At 48.0% G+C, this 17,851-nt stretch carries 14 protein-coding genes; all 14 read right to left on the bottom strand.

Translation table 11 applies throughout. The annotated features are described in order from the left end of the window. Positions 1 to 125 precede the first annotated feature (125 nt). Positions 126 to 2,705 carry a PA14 domain-containing protein gene (locus D9Y29_RS09545; RefSeq protein ID WP_127127404.1) on the bottom strand — a complete coding sequence of 860 codons (2,580 nt, stop codon included), beginning with the start codon at positions 2,703 to 2,705 and terminating at the stop codon, positions 126 to 128. Positions 2,706 to 2,727: 22 nt separating this feature from the next. Then, complete coding sequence (locus D9Y29_RS09540) at positions 2,728 to 4,530, bottom strand: T9SS type B sorting domain-containing protein (RefSeq protein ID WP_127127402.1); 1,803 nt, start codon at positions 4,528 to 4,530, stop codon at positions 2,728 to 2,730. A gap of 12 nt (positions 4,531 to 4,542) precedes the next feature. Next, positions 4,543 to 6,537, bottom strand: coding sequence for a polysaccharide biosynthesis protein (locus tag D9Y29_RS09535; RefSeq protein WP_127127400.1), 1,995 nt, complete (start codon positions 6,535 to 6,537; stop codon positions 4,543 to 4,545). Then, the gene (locus D9Y29_RS09530; RefSeq protein WP_127127398.1) at positions 6,534 to 7,670 is read right to left on the bottom strand and encodes a DegT/DnrJ/EryC1/StrS family aminotransferase; all 1,137 of its coding nucleotides are present in this window, start codon (positions 7,668 to 7,670) and stop codon (positions 6,534 to 6,536) included. Before D9Y29_RS09530 ends, D9Y29_RS09535 begins: the two co-directional genes overlap by 4 nt. Continuing rightward, entirely contained in the window at positions 7,667 to 8,338 is a 672-nt protein-coding gene (locus tag D9Y29_RS09525; protein ID WP_127127396.1) for an HAD family hydrolase, read from the bottom strand. The genes D9Y29_RS09530 and D9Y29_RS09525 overlap by 4 nt, the downstream gene beginning before the upstream one ends. Further along, on the bottom strand, positions 8,322 to 9,290 hold the full coding sequence (locus tag D9Y29_RS09520) for an ATP-grasp domain-containing protein (RefSeq protein ID WP_206513750.1): 969 nt from the start codon (positions 9,288 to 9,290) through the stop codon (positions 8,322 to 8,324). The genes D9Y29_RS09525 and D9Y29_RS09520 overlap by 17 nt, the downstream gene beginning before the upstream one ends. Next, a complete protein-coding gene (locus D9Y29_RS09515) occupies positions 9,287 to 9,901 on the bottom strand; it encodes a sugar transferase (protein ID WP_127127394.1) in 615 nt (204 codons plus the stop codon). The genes D9Y29_RS09520 and D9Y29_RS09515 overlap by 4 nt, the downstream gene beginning before the upstream one ends. After that, positions 9,864 to 11,072, bottom strand: coding sequence for a glycosyltransferase family 4 protein (locus tag D9Y29_RS09510; RefSeq protein WP_206513749.1), 1,209 nt, complete (start codon positions 11,070 to 11,072; stop codon positions 9,864 to 9,866). Before D9Y29_RS09510 ends, D9Y29_RS09515 begins: the two co-directional genes overlap by 38 nt. 98 nt (positions 11,073 to 11,170) lie before the next feature. Continuing rightward, positions 11,171 to 12,208, bottom strand: a complete 1,038-nt coding sequence (locus D9Y29_RS09505) for a GNAT family N-acetyltransferase (RefSeq protein WP_127127392.1) — start codon at positions 12,206 to 12,208, stop codon at positions 11,171 to 11,173. Then, the gene (locus tag D9Y29_RS09500) at positions 12,186 to 13,166 is read right to left on the bottom strand and encodes a polysaccharide deacetylase family protein (RefSeq protein ID WP_127127390.1); all 981 of its coding nucleotides are present in this window, start codon (positions 13,164 to 13,166) and stop codon (positions 12,186 to 12,188) included. The genes D9Y29_RS09505 and D9Y29_RS09500 overlap by 23 nt, the downstream gene beginning before the upstream one ends. Next, positions 13,138 to 14,343: a hypothetical protein gene (locus tag D9Y29_RS09495; RefSeq protein ID WP_127127388.1), complete on the bottom strand. Its 1,206-nt coding sequence runs from the start codon at positions 14,341 to 14,343 to the stop codon at positions 13,138 to 13,140. Before D9Y29_RS09495 ends, D9Y29_RS09500 begins: the two co-directional genes overlap by 29 nt. Then, the gene (locus tag D9Y29_RS09490; RefSeq protein WP_127127386.1) at positions 14,344 to 15,537 is read right to left on the bottom strand and encodes a glycosyltransferase; all 1,194 of its coding nucleotides are present in this window, start codon (positions 15,535 to 15,537) and stop codon (positions 14,344 to 14,346) included. Continuing rightward, positions 15,534 to 16,643 (bottom strand): glycosyltransferase family 4 protein, encoded by a 1,110-nt coding sequence (locus D9Y29_RS09485; protein ID WP_127127384.1) that lies wholly within the window; start codon positions 16,641 to 16,643, stop codon positions 15,534 to 15,536. Before D9Y29_RS09485 ends, D9Y29_RS09490 begins: the two co-directional genes overlap by 4 nt. Then, positions 16,640 to 17,845 carry a glycosyltransferase gene (locus D9Y29_RS09480; protein WP_127127382.1) on the bottom strand — a complete coding sequence of 402 codons (1,206 nt, stop codon included), beginning with the start codon at positions 17,843 to 17,845 and terminating at the stop codon, positions 16,640 to 16,642. Before D9Y29_RS09480 ends, D9Y29_RS09485 begins: the two co-directional genes overlap by 4 nt. Positions 17,846 to 17,851: the final 6 nt, after the last annotated feature.

The following is a 17,851-nucleotide window of genomic DNA, read 5'->3' as shown; positions in this document are numbered from 1 at the left end:
GGACATAATTCAGGAATCCATATCTGCAAACGACACTTTTAGATTAAGATGAAGTGCTGCAGTTGCAATAAAAAGAGAACAAATGGAAAAAATCGAATGTGTGAGATGAACAGGAAGGGAATATCTCAGTAGTGTCTGATCAACCTGAGGGTTTTGCTGAGACCTGCCACTTTCAGGAAGAGAACGCCTGTGGCGGCGCTGCTGATGTAAATTGAATTTGAGCCGGCAATGATCTTACCGGCCTGCAACAAACGACCAATACTATCGTATAACTGATAGTTATAGTTGCCGGGGCTTTCAAGCCGGATATATTGTTTGATAACCGTTCCTTTTAAAATAAGTTCAACAGGTTCTGGCGAAGGAGGCGGAACAGTATCTACAGGTTCTGCATATAGCTGGCTTTGGGGAACATATTCAAGCGGCAAACTTTTACAGGTCCATAAAAGCCCCATTCCAGTACCACCATTCCTGTTAAAGAATTCGAGCCTGATCTCAGCGGGCTTTCCGGCTTCCAGAGCAATGGGAATTGAAGGAAACAAACCGGGAAAATGTTCTTCCCATTCGTTCGCGATCAATTGCTGATTGACCCACAAACGGAACCCACCTCCGGCTCCAAGGTAAAAAGTATGCAATTCGCTGTATTGAGGGAGAAGGTAACCTGTCCACCGGACAGAATAAACTTCGCTTGTAATGGCGTAATGCAAGCCTGCACTCCATTCGGTGAAACTGATATTGGAATCGATCCGAACCAGCGCAGGACTGGAAAAGTCGGTACTGTTGAAGTATTCACCTTTCAATCCTTTGCCCGCTCCCCAAATAGTTGCGGCAAATGGTAGAATATTCGTCCTGCCTGATCTGGATATCTGGTAAGGTGTGGCATGCATTGGCTGCACCCTAATTGTTTCTCCTTGCGCAGCATCAGGATGCAAAAGGATATTGCCTTCGATATTGCAATGAACAATATCTACAGAATGTACTTCAGGAGCTGCAGAATCCACCAGTGCATTGCGCCTGCATCCTTTGATGGCTACGTTCCGCAACAGCACCGGTCTATCGCCTGCGAGCGGACTATGGATCACTTCCACGCCATGATCTATCAGGCCCGCGCCATCCACTTCTATATTTTCCACCCTAACCCTGTTGGAATTGGTGGAAGCAGCTTTGATGATGAAGGCATTTCCATAAAGCCTGCCTCCATTATATGTATAGCTATTTGCATATGCGCCGTGAAAGACACCAACACCATTGTAATAGGCAAAGAAGTCTTCGATCACATGATTACGGGTGGAGTTCTGCCAGACGCGAAGACCATTGTCGCAATTGTGCGCAATATTATTCCTGAACACCCATACTCCTTCGTTGATAACGGCTTCCCAGTTATAAGCGCCGCCATCGGCATAATCTCCCTGGCCACCCGATACTACCACATTGTTGATGCAAATATTTCCATCGCCGGTGTTCAGGGCAAAGCCGCTGGAAGAGAAGGTAGGCGCATTCTCTGCATTCATGTTCAGGGCCCCCTGAAGAAAATGACAGCGCGCCACCAGGTTGCTATCGTACAACACATCATGTGTTGGATCACCGGGATCCCACCAGAAAGCTGTTTCCAGCACATTGTAGGCGATATTGCTGAGAAAACTGATGCCATGTGAAATATGCGGCACATAGCTGTGATTGCCGCAATCGCGGATCACACAACCTTCAACAATCGATCCACGGCTGCCATCTTTACAATGATGGAAGTGCATGGCATAGCGGCCGGGCACCAGCTCGGTGGTTTCATTGCCACCTTTGTTCAGCCTGGGCCCCATATACCTGAAAGCTGTATACATTATCTTTTGGATGGCTGTGGAGCGGATGAACAAATGTGCGCGCCCCTGCGCTGTGCCTTCTATCCGCACATTGCGCTCCATGTTCATTATTTCTGCAGTCCATGTATCAGCCACCTTCGGATGCGCATGCGCCAATGCTTCGGTTAAGCTGACACGTTTACCATCTACATTGCTTATGATCCTTTCCTGGAAACCTGTTGCCATGGCGTTGCCATCAGCAGGAGATCCTGTAGGGGCAATGCAGATAAGGTCTCCTTTTTTCCAGTTCACTGCACCTTCAACGTTTATGCTGCTAGCTCCTGCCGGAATTGCTCCGGTGCTGCGTGTCCAGGGGAACTGGTAAGAGCCTTCCAGCTCCAGCCGGCCTGCGCCCATCACCCAAAGACCTATATCTTCCCGGACCACATCCATACCGCCCCCCACGAACTTTGCCTCATCGATCCCGGTAAAGCGTAACACATGTTCTACCGATGCCGATGAGGGATGCATCTGCCACCTGCCTTCCACAATTACATTAGCAGTACTGGTCATAACAGCCGACTTATCCGCATCGAAGATCAGCGCAGCGCCTTCCTTTACATATAAACCTCCCACCTGTGCTTCCTCCATATCAAAAACAATGATATGCCCTGCAAGGACCTGAACGATGTCTTGTTCATCCGGCAAACGCCCGCCCCAGGTAGCCGGTGAAGACCAGTTGCCAGACCGCACAGTACCGATTGTTGCCTTCAGCAGCCCTGGTTCAACAGGGCCGCAACCAATCACTGTGGCCGCCGTTCTGTTATTGTTACCTGTGAGCAAAAAAGAGATGCCTGGTAATGCAAGTGCTGAAAAGGTCAATCTTTTCAGGAAATTTCTCCTTTCATTTTTCATAATGCGATTGTTATGATAAGGTCTACCGGATAAGCAACATTACACCAGTGTGGCTTTCAGCCTGACCTGTAGACCTGACAGTATAAGAGATTTGATAAACGTAACTGCCTGCCGGCTGATCGATGCCGCTGATACGTCCATCCCAACCAGCCAGCGGATCGTTGGTGCGGAACACCAGCTGGCCCCAGCGATTGAACAACTGCATGGTGAACTTTTCGGCCAGATGTCCATTCACCAGCCTGAACAGGTTATTGGTATTTTTCGCGGGCGTGAATGCATTCGGTATTGCCAGCATACAGCCGCCCCGCGCAACAACTGTTTCATCCTGCCCTGATCCACAGCTATTGGTGACTGTTATACGATATGTACCGGGCGCTGTTACAACATACACCGCTTGTGTGTTGCCATCCTGCCACCGGTAGTTGTCGCCTATTGTGCCTGCATGCAGTAGAATTTGCTGCCCCGGACATATAGTTAAGCCCCGCTTCAGAACAGGGGCAGGCTTTAGTGTAAGACCCAGCAGCAGCGAATCACTGTACCGGCAGTATTGATTACTCACCTGCACCCAATACATACCCGGCTCACTGAGTGTATAGGAAGTATGTGCAGCACCGTTCTGCCAGAGAACATTTTCTCCCGGCACATCCAGTAACACCTGCAGGAAAGCGCCTTCACAAATTGTGGTGTCTGCCGGCAATAATCTTTTCTGGTATCCTGCCACAAACGAAGGAAGCCCCACACCTGAAAGGGAGCCAGGGGCCAATCTGAAATATTCCTTTTGAAATCCGCAGGCAAGTCCTTTTCTCTCCGGATGAGTGATAGCGCCCAAATAATCCATTCCATCATAAGCGATATAAAGATTTCCATCCGGCGCAGCCTGGATAGCTCCTGCAGTATGACTATACCCTGAATCTACGGGCACCCTGCTTGCCTCCACTGAAGTTGATTCCAGCTCATACTGGCTCACATAATAGGCTCCTGATCCACTGTTGTTGTAGGATTCGCTCATGTACAGAAAACGTCCGTCGCGTGAAAATTCGAGCCCGTAAGGGCCTGCAATCCTGTTGGGATTGGCATAAACCGTTCGGGGCCTGCTGATGGCGCCCGTATGAATATCGAAATCAAGTACTATAGCCGATGAAGTGAAACTGGCTAGCGCCAGCCATCGTCCATCCGGCGAAGCCTTCAGGTAGCCGATCGCTTCTGAAAGCTGGCTGATTACAAGTCCTGAACGGAATATTTGTGGCGAAGATTGTATCCCCCGGCAATCGATGAGGTAGACCAGTAATTCGTCTGTGCCATACCGTGCGGCAATGAGCCAGAGATCATTCGCGTTGTTCTTTTTTACAGCAGCGATCTTTTCACAGACAGGACCCGTAAGGCGAATATTCTTCCTGCCGGGGATGATATCCCCCAATCCATCATCGAGGCTCATATCGATTACCGAATATACCAGACCGTTATTACCTCCTTCTTTATCAACTGTAAAGAGATAGTACAGGGAATCGCTTCCCGGCCACTGCGTTATCAGGGCAGATTGAGTACTAAGTGTATCGCCCAGCAAAGCGCTTCCATTAGGCATTTGGCGGTGCTGCCGGTTCCAGACCTGCATGCCATCTGAATAGAACAGGAGGTTCCCGTTCACATCACTGATAGCGCTGCATCCTTCCCATCCCGACAGTGAGCCAGTAACAGGCCCGGGACCTCCATCTGTAAACTGTATCCCTGCATGGTAACCAAAGTACCAGTGGCTGGCCTCCTGTCTTGCCTTTGCCGGTAGCATGATACTAACGTAGAAGCATAACTGAAGCAGGCAATACTTCATGATAACAGCACATTAAACAACCGCACTGAATTTACTGTTTTCTATTGCTGCATGGTCCAGCTGCTCAAATTGAGAATTGTTACTGATGAACTCCGGCACCAGCAGTTTCATTTTTTTCACGAGGGTTTTGTCATTACCCTGCCTGCTGATATTGATCAGCTCTTCGATCTGCATTACTGTTTGATCACAACAGGGCGATACACGTGCAATCTTGATCTTGGCATGATGTGTAGGCAAAGTGGTTTCCTGCACATTCAGCAACTCTTCATACAACTTCTCACCCGGGCGGAGCCCTGTAAATACGACCCTGATATCCTGTCCGGGAATGAAACCGGCAAGCCTGATCATATTATATGCAAGGTCGATGATCTTTACAGACTCGCCCATATCGAATACGAAAACTTCAGCTCCATTGCCGATAGTGGCCGCTTCCAGTACCAGCTGAACTGCTTCAGGAATTGTCATGAAGTAGCGGGTGATCTGCGGATGGGTAACGGTTACCGGCCCTCCTGCCTCGATCTGCGCCCTGAAGCGGGGTATCACCGATCCGTTGGAGCCCAGCACATTTCCGAACCGGGTTGTAATGAATTTGGTATTCGAATGCCGGGCATTGTTCACAAACTGACGGCTCCAGGAATGATAGATATGCAGGATATCTTCCGGCGATTTACTGTGCACAATATTGCTGAGCGACTGCACATACATTTCTGCGATCCTTTTGGAAGCGCCCATCACATTGGAAGGGTTCACTGCCTTGTCAGTAGAGATCATGATGAACTTTTCAACATTGAAGCAAACAGACAGATCGGCCACAACCCTTGTGCCCAGCACATTGGTAAGGATTGCTTCGGAGGGATGCTTTTCCATCATCGGCACATGCTTGAAAGCGGCAGCATGAAATACGATCTTCGGAAGGAATTTCCTGAAAGGCAATTCCATCCTTGTCCGGTCCCTCACACTGGCGATGAAAATAATGATCTCCGTATCCGGAAGCTGTTCTTCCATCTCCAGCTGGATCTCGTGCAATCCTGTTTCCGCCTGGTCCACCAGTATCACTCTTGATGGCTTATAACCTACAACCTGCCTCACAATTTCCGATCCGATGGAACCCGCAGCACCGGTGACCAGGATGCAATTCCCTTCCAGCTCTGCACAGATGTTCTGGTTGTTGATCACTATCGGCTCTCTCTGCAGCAGGTCTTCGATCTTCAATGCCTTCATCTGCCGCTGACTGATCCTGCCATAGACCCATTGATCGGGCGGTGGCACGGTAAGTACTTTTATGCCCAGTTGCAGGCATTTTTCAATCACCCTTTTTTTATCGGCACCGGAGAGATATTCGTTCATGAGAATGAGCTTGGTCACTTTCTTGCGGATCTTCAGCAACCCCAGCGCTTTGATATGATAGATCTTTACCTGTTGTATGGTTGCATTCACACGGGAAGCATTGGTCTCAACAAATCCGGCAATCACCATTTCCCCGTGCAGGCCCGATTCAATCGCCTGTTTGATGAGGATGGCCTCTGCATCTGATCCATAGATCAATACATTTTCTTTCCCTGCTGGTGAAATATGCATGAAATAATAATAAACACCCCGTACCAGGACCCGGTAAAAGATCAACAGGGAAGAGGCAATGAAAAAATTCACGATCAATACAACAGGAATATTGAGGGACCTGATATTGTACCTGGCAGCTACAAAAATCTCCGCAGCAACGGGATACAGCAGGCTTATGATCAATACGCCAATGAATATGCGAAGCATGTCATGAATATTCGAGTGCCGGATAATGCCCCTGTAGATCCGCATCAGATAGAATACCACCAGCGCCAGTAAAGCATAGGTGATCGTATAAAGGAAAAAATGCCCCCTGAGGATCACCGGAAACTCAAACTGTTTGACTATAAAATAAGACAGGGAGAAAGATGCCATATTAACCAGCACGTCTGTTAGCAGGATCACCCATCGGGGAACAGATTGTACATAAGTAAATAGTTTTTTCATACAGTTGCTTTGAAGGATTCGTAAATAAGTGCAATCACCCTGTTCAGTTCGGATTCTGTAAGGTTGGAGCCGGAAGGCAGGCATAGTCCCTGCTCAAACAATCGCTCACTCACGCCTTCTCCATAATATGGGGCCGTTTCAAAGAGCGGTTGCAGATGCATAGGTTTCCACAAAGGGCGGCAATCGATATTGTTCGCCAGCAGCATCTGCCGTATTTCTTCCCGCATTTCATTACCTTCTTCAAAAATCAATGTGGTCAGCCAATAATTGGAAAAGAACTCCCAGGAAGGCTCTTCATGGAAATGCACTTTTTCCAGGGAACCAAGCGCCAGTTGATAATAGAAGAAATTCCTCCGCCGGCTTTGCACCCTGTTTGCCAATACTTCCAGCTGTCCGCGGCCAATGCCGGCGCAAACATTACTCATCCTGTAATTGTATCCTGTGCGGGAATGCTGGTAATGCGGCGCAGGATCCAGAGCCTGGGTTGCCAGGAATCTTGCTTCCTCAATGTATTTTCCATTCGCGGAAACAAGGGCGCCGCCGCCGGAAGTGGTAATGATCTTATTGCCATTGAATGAAAAGATCCCGAGATCTCCCATCGTGCCCACAGGCTTTCCCTTGTAAGTACTGCCCAGCGCTTCGGCGGCATCTTCTATCAACGGTATGCCATAACGGCTAGCAATAGCTGAAATCTCATCCATCATGGCGGGCATTCCATACAAATGCACCACAATAATGGCTTTGGGTTTCTTCCTTTTCCTCAGCCGGTCTTTTATGGCCTGCTCTAAAAATTGCGGGCTCATGTTCCAGGTGGCTTCTTCACTGTCTACAAAAACAGGTGTTGCACCCTGGTAAACCACCGGATTTGCTGAAGCAGCAAATGTCATGGACTGGCAAATAACCTCATCGCCTCTTCCCACGCCCAGTAATACCAATGCCAGGTGAAGGGCTGCTGTTCCTGAACTCAATGCGGCCACCTCTACCCTGCTGCCAAGCGAATCGCCGAGCTCTTCTTCAAAACCCGTTACATTCGGCCCCAGTGGCGCTATCCAGTTGGTAGCAAATGCCTGCTGCACCCAATACATTTCCTTCTTCCCTATATGTGGAGAAGAAAGCCAGATTCTATCTTTCATGTTATTTGTTTTATAAGCCTGATCTCATAAAATGAGGAAATGATGTGTACAGAGGGATGGTCAGCAAAATGTTGTTCATGTATATGTTCACCATTATCTTTCATACAGTAGCAGTGCCAGCCCAGTTTCCGGGGCGCCAGGAAATCCTTGATAGGGTTATCTCCAAAAAAATGGAACTCAGCCGCCGGATAACGGTCCTGGAAATACTGGTAATTCCTGACGGATGGTTTAGCCGAACCGAATTCATCCGAAATGATGATATCGGAAAAAAGAGTTTCAATATTCAGCGCCTTCAATTTGTTCCGCTGCGTAGTGCTTCTCCCGTCTGTGATCAGGCCCATTGGCATGTTCATGAGTTGCAGTTGCTGCAGGAAAGGGCCGGCGCCCCTTGCCAGGGAAATGGAAGGAATATGATTCCGGTAATGATGGAGCAAATCAGGAACAGACATCGAAGGAGACCGCATTCCAAAGGCTGATTCAATCCACTGGAAAACGTTCGCGCCGGAATTATAAAGCCGGACCATATGTTGATAATGGTCCTTCCCGGTGAGCTCCAGTACCCGGTCCGCAATACTGCGAAAGGCGGAATAGAGATATTCCCTTTCGAGGTAAAGCGTGTCGTCCAGGTCGAAAATGAAAAAGGCGTTTTTGCTAACCTTTATTTCCATGAACGATCACTTCATCATCGTAGCGCAACATCAGCAGGTCATGTTCCCAGTTATGCATCACAGGGATTTCCTGATCAAGCAGATACTCCTCCAGCAACCAGCGTGGATAATTGGCTCCTGCATGATAGCTGAGCGGATAGCCACCGCCAAAACGCGCATTGATCTCGATCCCTGCAATACTGTTATTGGTCTTATGCATAAAGAATTGAGCAGTGAGGCAACCTCTGGCGCCATCGATACATCCAAGCCGGTCTGCGAGGAATGGCACCAGCCTGTTATAGCAGGTCACTCCCTTGCTGATCTCTCCTGCCCTCACCAGCAATCTTTTCCTGGGCACCAGGCAGCGTAGCAGTCCTGCTTTGTTGTAATACATATCTACCGTATATTCATCATAATCCGCCTTGTCGAAATACTCCATGAACAGGAGCTGTTCATTGGTCATATGCCATTCCGTAAGCTCATGCAGATGCCGGATAACAAAAGTATTTGCGCTCAAACTTCCATTGAATGGTTTGATGAACAGCGGAAAGCTGGGCTGGTGCTTATCGATGGGCGCAGGAACCGCAATATCCCTTTCCCCGAAAAAAAGGTGGGTCTTTCTTTTATCCCTGCAGGTATTAATGAATTCACTGGAAGATATGACCAGGTGAATGCCATTGCTTTCAAACCACTGCCTGTTTTCCGCCATCACTTTCAGTTCTGTATCGATGGTAGGCACAACCATCCTGATATCAAACTGAAGACAAATATCCATCAACTGCTGCGGGTAGGAAGGATGTGTTACCGGGGGTACTTCAAAGAAAGCATCAGCCACCTGGCAGGCGGCGCTGAATTGCGGCTGCAGGTCTGCGGCAAAAACCTTTCTGCCGGGAAAAATATGGCTCAACTCCCTTTTAAAGAACCTGAGCAGCGAAACCCGCTGCCCTGCTGATGTGATCAATACATTCATCATTCATTGTTTCCTTTGAAAACGGGCATGGTAGCATGTCCGCGGTGGCTGACACCACCCGGGTGCAATAGTTTGCGTATGGTAAGTTTGAAGATTTTCCAGTCGAGCGCAGCACTGAGCTGCTCTACATACTTTACATCGAGTAAAAATTTTTCATCCCAGTTGATGGCGTTGCGTCCATTCACCTGTGCCCATCCGGTAATGCCAGGTCTCACCTCATGTCTTCTTTTTTGCTCCTTTGTGTAAAGCGGCAGGTAGGCAATCAGCAATGGTCTTGGACCGATAAGGCTCATATCTCCTTTTACAACATTGATCAACTGAGGCAATTCATCCAGCGAATATTTTCGCATCAGGGCGCCCAGGGGTAAGAGCCGGTCTTCATCCGGTAACAAAACGCCTTCAGCATTTTTCCGGTTGCTCATTGTGCGGAATTTGTATAACCTGAATATTTTTTCGTTTCTGCCAGGTCTGGACTGAATGAAAAACGGATTTCCCTTCCAATAAATGGCCAGCCACAAACTGAGGAGGAGCAGCACCGGCAACAGCAGCAGGAATGCAGGTAAGCTGACAGCGAGATCAAGAACTCTTTTCCAGGTATTCCTGTAGGTGAACATATGAATTTGAACCAAGATTGAATAAGTATTCCTGTAACAGGCAGCTCCAGAGAAGCTGTTGATCAAAGCGCTCCACAATCCTGCTCCTGGCGTTTGACCTGAGTTGCTGGTATAAGAATGGATCGGTCAATAACAGTTCCATAGCTTCGTACAGCGCCCTTGTGTTCTTAGGCGGAATGACCAGGCCGTTATTCCCCTGTTGAATGATCTCATTACAACCATTGATATCCGATACAATGGAAGGCAATTCAAGGCATCCCGCCTGCATAGGAACATTGGGAAAGCCTTCCCGGTACGAGGGGAATACCAGCGCCTGCCCCATCAGCAGCCAGGGCCTGACGTCTGCCTGGAAACCAACATGACTGATGGCTTCGTGCTGCTTCAGTTTCGTTTTAGTTTTAATAGAAATGGGATCAAGCGATTCTTCAAATGGCCCCACCAGCATCAATCTTGTTTCGGTATACCGTTGATGGATCATCGAAAACGCCTCCACCAGTTCTTCAATTCCCTTGTCTTTTACGATCCTTCCCACAAATACAAATACGAAATGCTGCGGTAACCATCCTCTTTCACTCCTTAATCTGGCTGCCTGTATTTCCAGGCTGGCATCTTTTTGAAAATAATCACTGTCTATTCCATTGCTGCTACCGTTGCCCAATAACCGGATCTTCTGTCCGGCACAGTATCTATTTTCTTTCATCACCGATGCCAGCTTTTCTGAATTGGGATATACATGGGTGGCGCAACTGGCAGTAAGGCGTTCCATCCATTCCAGCAGGGTCCTGTATGGGCCTCGTTTTTCCAGCAGGGGAAGCCCGGCTACCGTATGCATCCTGATTTTGACGCCTGCCAGCCTTGCTGCCAACATGCCGAGTAATCCGGCTTTCGGCGTATGTGTATGTACGATAGCTGGCCTTTCCCTTCTTAACAGCAGGAATAATTGCCATAAAGAAAGCAGATCAAATAGTGGCTGCATGCTCCTGCTCATTTTCAGGCCAATGGTGCGTACGCCTTCCCGCCTTTCCACTTCTTCCAGGTCGCTGCCCGGAGAAGAAACAGCCACCACTTCAAAATAGTCAGACATGAACCTGAGCTGGTGCTTCAGCAGAACGTTCATGGAAACGGCCACCGTAGTGATGCGCACCAGTTTTACCATTGTTCCGTTGTTCATAATATTGGTGCGGACCCCTTTCCCCACATGGAACGGCTAACGCTTAAACCATTTGCTCCCGGGAGAACAGAGATCCGCAAAAGAGTTGTGTATTCAGATCAGAACAATTCCATATCCCCTAAAGAGTAACCCCAGTTGGAGCGTTTCAGCAAGGAAGGGAACAGCTCGTTCATATTGAGGTCACGTAGTACAATCAGGGGTCCGTTATTTTTTACAGGCCACCAGCCCATCCAATCGAAGAAACGGCTATACTCTTTGTATTGCTGACCGGAAAAGGAAATGAAATCGATATCGTATTGCCTGTAATACATGGTGATTTCCTGTTTCAGATAATTCCTGATCTTTTTATAGTCTGTGCTCTTTTTCGTCAGGAAAAAATCGGTGATCCGTAATTCGCGCAAATCTCCGTGCAGCTTGATACGCATCACCAGCAGAAAATATTTTTGATCGGTAATATAGTTGTAATTGAAAAGCGGGTTGCTGGCATATCGCCATGAGATATAATGGGATGACTTCAGGGTAACGATCTGATCTTCCACCGGCCATTCCTGGTCTCCCAATTGGATCACATCACTGCTCCATTTCTGAAATGGGGTTGGATCAGTCTTTATGTTTTTATCTGATGCTTTTCTTAATTTCGAGAGGGCGATATGGAAAGGTTTCAGCAATTTAATCTTCACCGGCATTGCTCCCTGCTCCACCCAGCCCATTTTCAAATAACCTGGCAGGCTCTGCCTGTTGGGAGTATTGAAAACAAACTTTACCTGTTGGTCCCGGCAGGCATCCAGTTGCATCAGGGTTAATTTTTTGAATATTCCCTTTCCCTGGTAACGCGGATGAGTAGCCGTATCCACGGCTCGGACGGAAGGATAGATCTTTTGGTTCCTCATCCAGTTCCATTTCATGAAAGCGCGCAATCCCACTAACATACCGTCCTCTTCAGCGAGCAACATATAGGATGGTCCGAATGGACTTTGCCTGTGCTTCCAATCCCACAGTTGCTTTGATTTTTGGATTGTGCTATCGCCCAGCGATGCCTTCAGCAACTCGATTATTGCAGGATCGTCAGATTCTTCAGCCGGTCTGATCAGCATCTTCCCGAATTGTTTTATTTCAAAAGCGGAGATATTGCGCATACTCTCCCATGTTCCAGCTGATCATGCCGTATTGCCCGGCATACCGCTGGTAATGTTGTAATAATCTTTCCAGTCCTTTCATATTCTCTTCCGTGTATTCTCCAAAATTTTCCGGATGCCACCACAGATGATAACATTCATTGTGCAGGGCCGCCTGCTTCATTTCCTGTATGGACCTGTTCACGCGCCAGCGATTGGCAAAATGGTATTTATCGCGCCATGGCCGCAGGAAGCGGCTTGCCGGCAGTTGCAGAGGTTCTCCGGGAATGATCTTTATACTACTGAGTGGATAGGAACTGCGGCTGCGGCCTATCTGAACATATGCATCAGCAGCTCTGGCAAATTTCCTGATGAGGCTGGAGCCATTATTGGTAACCGGTGTCCAGTACCAATCGGAAGGGTTGGAGCGCACGGTCTGGATGCCATATTCATAACAGGTTTTAAGAAGAACAGGATTGAACTGGTTCCTTGGAAACACGAGTGAAACCGGTCTCGATCCAAAAGGCAAGGCAGCACGGATGGCAGCTTCAAGATCTGCTCCAAATGCGGCAGGTTCGCTTTGTGTTTCCAGGCAATAAAAATGGCTGAAGGTATGCGTCCCCAATTCCTGACCGGGGTATTGAACAATCCTGGCAACCATCTCCGGTGCAAAATGTGCCCAGTTGTGTTCCCTGGTAAGATCATGCTCAGCCACCCATCGATAGGGGGAATAACGGTCTACGAGATATGCCGGTTCTATTGCTGGCTTAAGGCGTTCCCATTCCTTTCTGTCTGCCGCCATCAAACTTCCCACAGTGGCCCAGGTAACATGCGCATCATATTGCGCAAACAGTTCCAGCATACGCGGTATCACTGCAATGGTGTTTTGGTAACAAGCCCGTCGTTCCTCCCTTGTTCTTTTGTCGAATACACCCCAGTGCAATTCAAAGTCAAGGGAGATCGTAAATATGCCTGCCATGTGTATTTGTTTTTGGGGCTACTGCCGGTAATTGTTTCGATTCCCTGGCTTTCAGGTAATCGAGGAATGCGAGGATCACCAGCAATAAAAAATACATGACCATGCTTTTTTGCCGGATAATGATACCCAGGTTGGATAAGGTTCCGGATAAAGCAAGGGAGGTGGCCAGGAAAGCCACCATCCCTGATTTGACCATTACCATTGAAGCCCTGAAAAAGTTTATGAAATGAATGTTGAATAATTTTGCCGTCATAAAAAGATACAGCAGGTTCTCAAATGAAACGATGATCCCCATGGGGCCGGGCGCATCAAAGAATAAAGGCCGGTACCAGAAAGTAAAGAGCCTTAACGGAAATGGATAGCCGCTGACATCGATTCCTGAACCTGCCTTGGCCAGTTCCACTGACCGGTGACTGGCCAGTTCATCGAAACTGCCGAACAGATCTTCACTGTCCAGGCTGGCGAAAGCCATCACATTGTCGTACAGGATGAGGATCGCAGCAGTTACCCCGGCCAGCAGCACCAGTTTCTGGAAGAGCGGTATCTTTTCCCGGGCCGTCACGAGTCCGGTGAGAATAGCCACGGCCATTACAAAAAAGATATGTGGCCTCACATGGTACACGATCAGTAAACCGATCAGCATGGCCAGCTTCCGGGTCTTCAGCTTACTCAGACCATACATGGTAAGGCCCAGGCCAAAGAAAATGATACTGCCCTTTCCCAGTGAAGCGGTCCAGTAATGCATATTGGGAAGGAACATGAATAGCGAGATGATGTTGATCCCTTTCAGTGTATGTTTGAAGCGGGTATGTTCCTTGAAAATAATGTAAAAGCAGACAAATCCCCAGTAACCGAACCAGGCAAACAACAACATCATCATTTCATAGGTAAAACCCAAAAAATGAATGAAGGGATAGGAAAGGAAATCGATAAAAGGAGTACCGGTCCCATAAGCATCCTTCCAGTAGTAATAAGTTTCCAAAGTGCGGTTGTAATAAGCAACGGAATCAGAGGCGGCCGACTGAACATACCAGTAATAGATCACGGCAAATAACCAATGATAAGCCAGGAGCGCTCTCAGCAATCCGGCATTGACCCATTGCAACCTGCGGGAAATGATTTCTATGATCAGCAGGGAGATCCCGATCAATATCAGTAATAAAATGAAGAAACCCATTTACACAATTTTTCTTCGAATGATAGTTGAATAGATCGTTTCGAGCTCTTTTACCATTTGCTGCATACTGAAATGTTCCACCACCGTTTCGCGTGCCGCCTTTTTCATCTGTTGCATTTTAACGGGATCTTTCAGAAGTTCGCTGATACGATCAGCCAGCAGTAAGGGTTGCTGAAGGGGGACCAAAATGCCATTGGCCCCGTTGACGATTATTTCCGGTATGCCACCAGCAGCTGTGCAGGCCGGCAGGCAGTTCATGCTCATGGCTTCCAGCAGGGCAACAGGCAATCCCTCGAAAGCGGAAGTCATCATAAAAATATCCATCGCCTGCAGGTAGGGACGAATCTCCTGTTGAAGACCTGCAAAAAAAAGCCTGTTGTTAAGCTGTAACGATGCAGCCAGGGCCTTCAGTTCATTTCGCAATCCCCCGTCTCCCACTATGATGAAGTATAAGTCATGGTTGCTGTTTTTTAACAAGGCGGCAATCCGGAGCCAGAGATGTAATTGCTTTTGTGGCCTGAATACGCAGGCGATGCCGATCACCGTGGCGGAGGGAGGAATATGGTACTGTTCACGGATAGTGATGCCCGTTATACCGTTGCGCACAAACTTTCCGGCATCCACACCATTGAGTACTACCTGCACTGCCGGACGGGGATGGCGATAATATTTATGGATTGAACTGGCCACCTCAGCGGACACAGCAATCACCTGCCGTTGGATAAAAAAGGTGAGCTTATTCATGAGAAATGTGATCCGGTGATAACGCTCCCATTTGTTGTGTTCGGTATATACCACCGGCGTACCTGTAAAAAATCCTGCCAAACGGCCAAGGATCCCCGCCCAGGGAAGATGACAGTGTATAAGTTGTATACGGTTTTTCCTGATATACCTGATCAAAGAAAACAACCTGCATAGGATCTGTATATTGTTTCGCGCAGGCAAACAGGTCACCATACCTCCTGCCTGGCGGATCTCAGCTACTACCTGGTCTTTCCATGGGAGGAAATAGATATAATGAAATTCATACTCCTGGTGGTTGTGTTGCTTCAGGGATTCCGGCAATAACATTTCAGCGCCTCCCCTGCCGAGTGATTTGATCAGGTGCAATACAGTAAGCCTGCGGATGCCCTCGTAACCAGTGGCAATCAGGTCCGGTTGTTTCCATTCAGCCACAGCTATATCATTATTCATACCAGTTTCTGTTTTTTATTCCCTTCTGTGATCAAACGGTTATATACTTCAATGAATGACCTGCATACCACTGAATTGAGATAGCCTGCGGTTACAAGCCGCCTGGCATTTTCAATCATTTGACGGGTTGCTTCCTGGTCCTCGATCACACAAATGATGGCATTTAAAAATGCGCCTTCATCATTTTTTTCTACCAGCCGGCCTGTAAAATTTTCAAATACGACCTCACCAACCCCTCCCACATCATAGGCTACTACCGGGGTATTACAATAAAAGGCTTCCAGGATAACCGCCGGCAATCCTTCTATGATGCTTGGCAACACCAACAGATCTGCGCGGCCGATCAACTCACGGGCATCCTCACGCGCACCAAGGAACGATACATTTTCAGTCAGTCCCATTTCAATCACCAGTTCTTCAATACCTGGCCTGAGTGGCCCGTCGCCTACCAGTTGCAAACAGGCTCCTGGATAGATGGAAACCAGTTTTTTAAAAATGCCGATCAGCCTGAGATGGTTCTTCTCGAAGGTGAAACCGCCTACATGAATAAGTGTTACCTGATGGGGTTTAGAAAGATGATTGTCTACAGGCATTGGTTGCCCTTCAATACCCACCGGCAATGTGATCACTTTATTGCCGAGACTGGGGAACATTTTTGTAAAATCCGCCGCTGAAGCCCGGCTAACGGAAATGATCAGTTGCGGAAATTCAAAAAAGATCCTGTTCAAAAACTTTGCAGGCAATTGCCGGATGTATAAGCTGATCATACTGGCGTTCCTGAACACCAGCAGGGCATGCCATCTGAATAAAAGTTTGGAAGGGACGGCAAATTTCAGGGTATCGCCTGCATTCGCCTGCACAATATCCGGCTTTACTTCCCTGATGATCCTGGCCAGCCTGATCCAGGCCCTTATATCCATGAAGCGCAATATCCTGCTGGCATGAAGATGGTAAACTGGACCATCGAAAGGAATGGAAGCCTTTCCATTGTAAAGAAATACGATAACCGGCTGATGACCTTCCTCTTTCAGGTGTATCGACAATTGAGAAGTGAATGTTTCAACGCCTCTCAACTGCGGCCTTTGAAGTAAATGGAGGATTTTCATGCTTTACCGGACATCAGTTTACATAAATAGTTTTCCATTTTTTCTGCAATCCTCCTTAGTTCAAAATGCTGCCTGGCCCAATCAGCGCCTCTTGCTGCCATCCGTACTGCTTCATACCTGTTGCCTGCCACCCAGTTCAGGGCTTGCACCAGGCTGAGTTCCGAGTAAGGATCAAACAAGTAACCTGTTTTGAGATGCGTAATGATCTCTTTGTTGGCAGGTATATCACTGGCCAGTACAGGAAGGCCGGTCATCATAGCTTCTATCACAGCACCGCTGAAACCTTCACTGAGAGAAGGGAATACAAAACATTCATATTGATGAAGCAGCACGGGAAGATCATCCCTCCTTCCCAGCAATCGCACCTTCCCTTCCATGCCGGTTGCTTTGATCAGGTCTGTAAGCACTTTCCTTTCAGGTCCTTCTCCTGCAATATGGAGGGAAGCACCGGGTTGTTGTTCAGAAAAAAGTTTGAATGCGCGGAGCAGCATTTGCTGGTTCTTGACAGGCACCAACCTACCGGTATTGACTATGCGCAATGAATCCGGCTCATCAATCTGGTGAAGCTGGAAAGCGAAGAGCTTACCATCCCTGCCCCTGTTGATCACTTCTATTTTTCGGGCTGGTATATCCAGCCTTTTTGCATTGGCCTGCTTCACTGCTTCTGAATTGGCGATAAAGGCTGTACAATACTTCCTGGTAAGCCTGTTCAGCATCTCAAAACAACGCACACCCAGCTTTCCTTTCAGGGATAACGACTGATTGAACTGGCTGCCATAGAGATCACTTACAAAAGTGCCAACTACCAGGATCCTGTTAAATTTTGCCACCATTCGCGCCACCAGTTCAGACCTGGTCAGGTAAGCCACCATCAGGTCTGGCCATTCTTTATCCACTATACCCTGTAATGCTTTGTAGGCTTTTATGAAACCGTACCTGGCAGTGATCCCAACCGAATATACTTTGATACCTGCTTCCAGGAAACGGGGTTTCAGAAATTCCCCTGCATACAGGTGGCATACAACGGGTTCTATTTTTGTGAAGCAACGCAGGTTATCGAGCAGGCTTTGCTCTGCGCCTCCCTGTTCAAGGGTATCGATCACGAACAATATTTTCAGCTTACCGTTTCCGTCGGGAACAAATGAGTGATGCTGTTTATTCCTCTGTTGTTCGTAAGCCGGTAAGCCAGTTGCAGGTTTCAATTCAGG

The organism is Pseudoflavitalea rhizosphaerae (assembly GCF_003991355.1).
GTDB classification, from domain to species: domain Bacteria; phylum Bacteroidota; class Bacteroidia; order Chitinophagales; family Chitinophagaceae; genus Pseudobacter; species Pseudobacter rhizosphaerae.
This window is presented reverse-complemented; position numbering and strand designations above follow the sequence as displayed.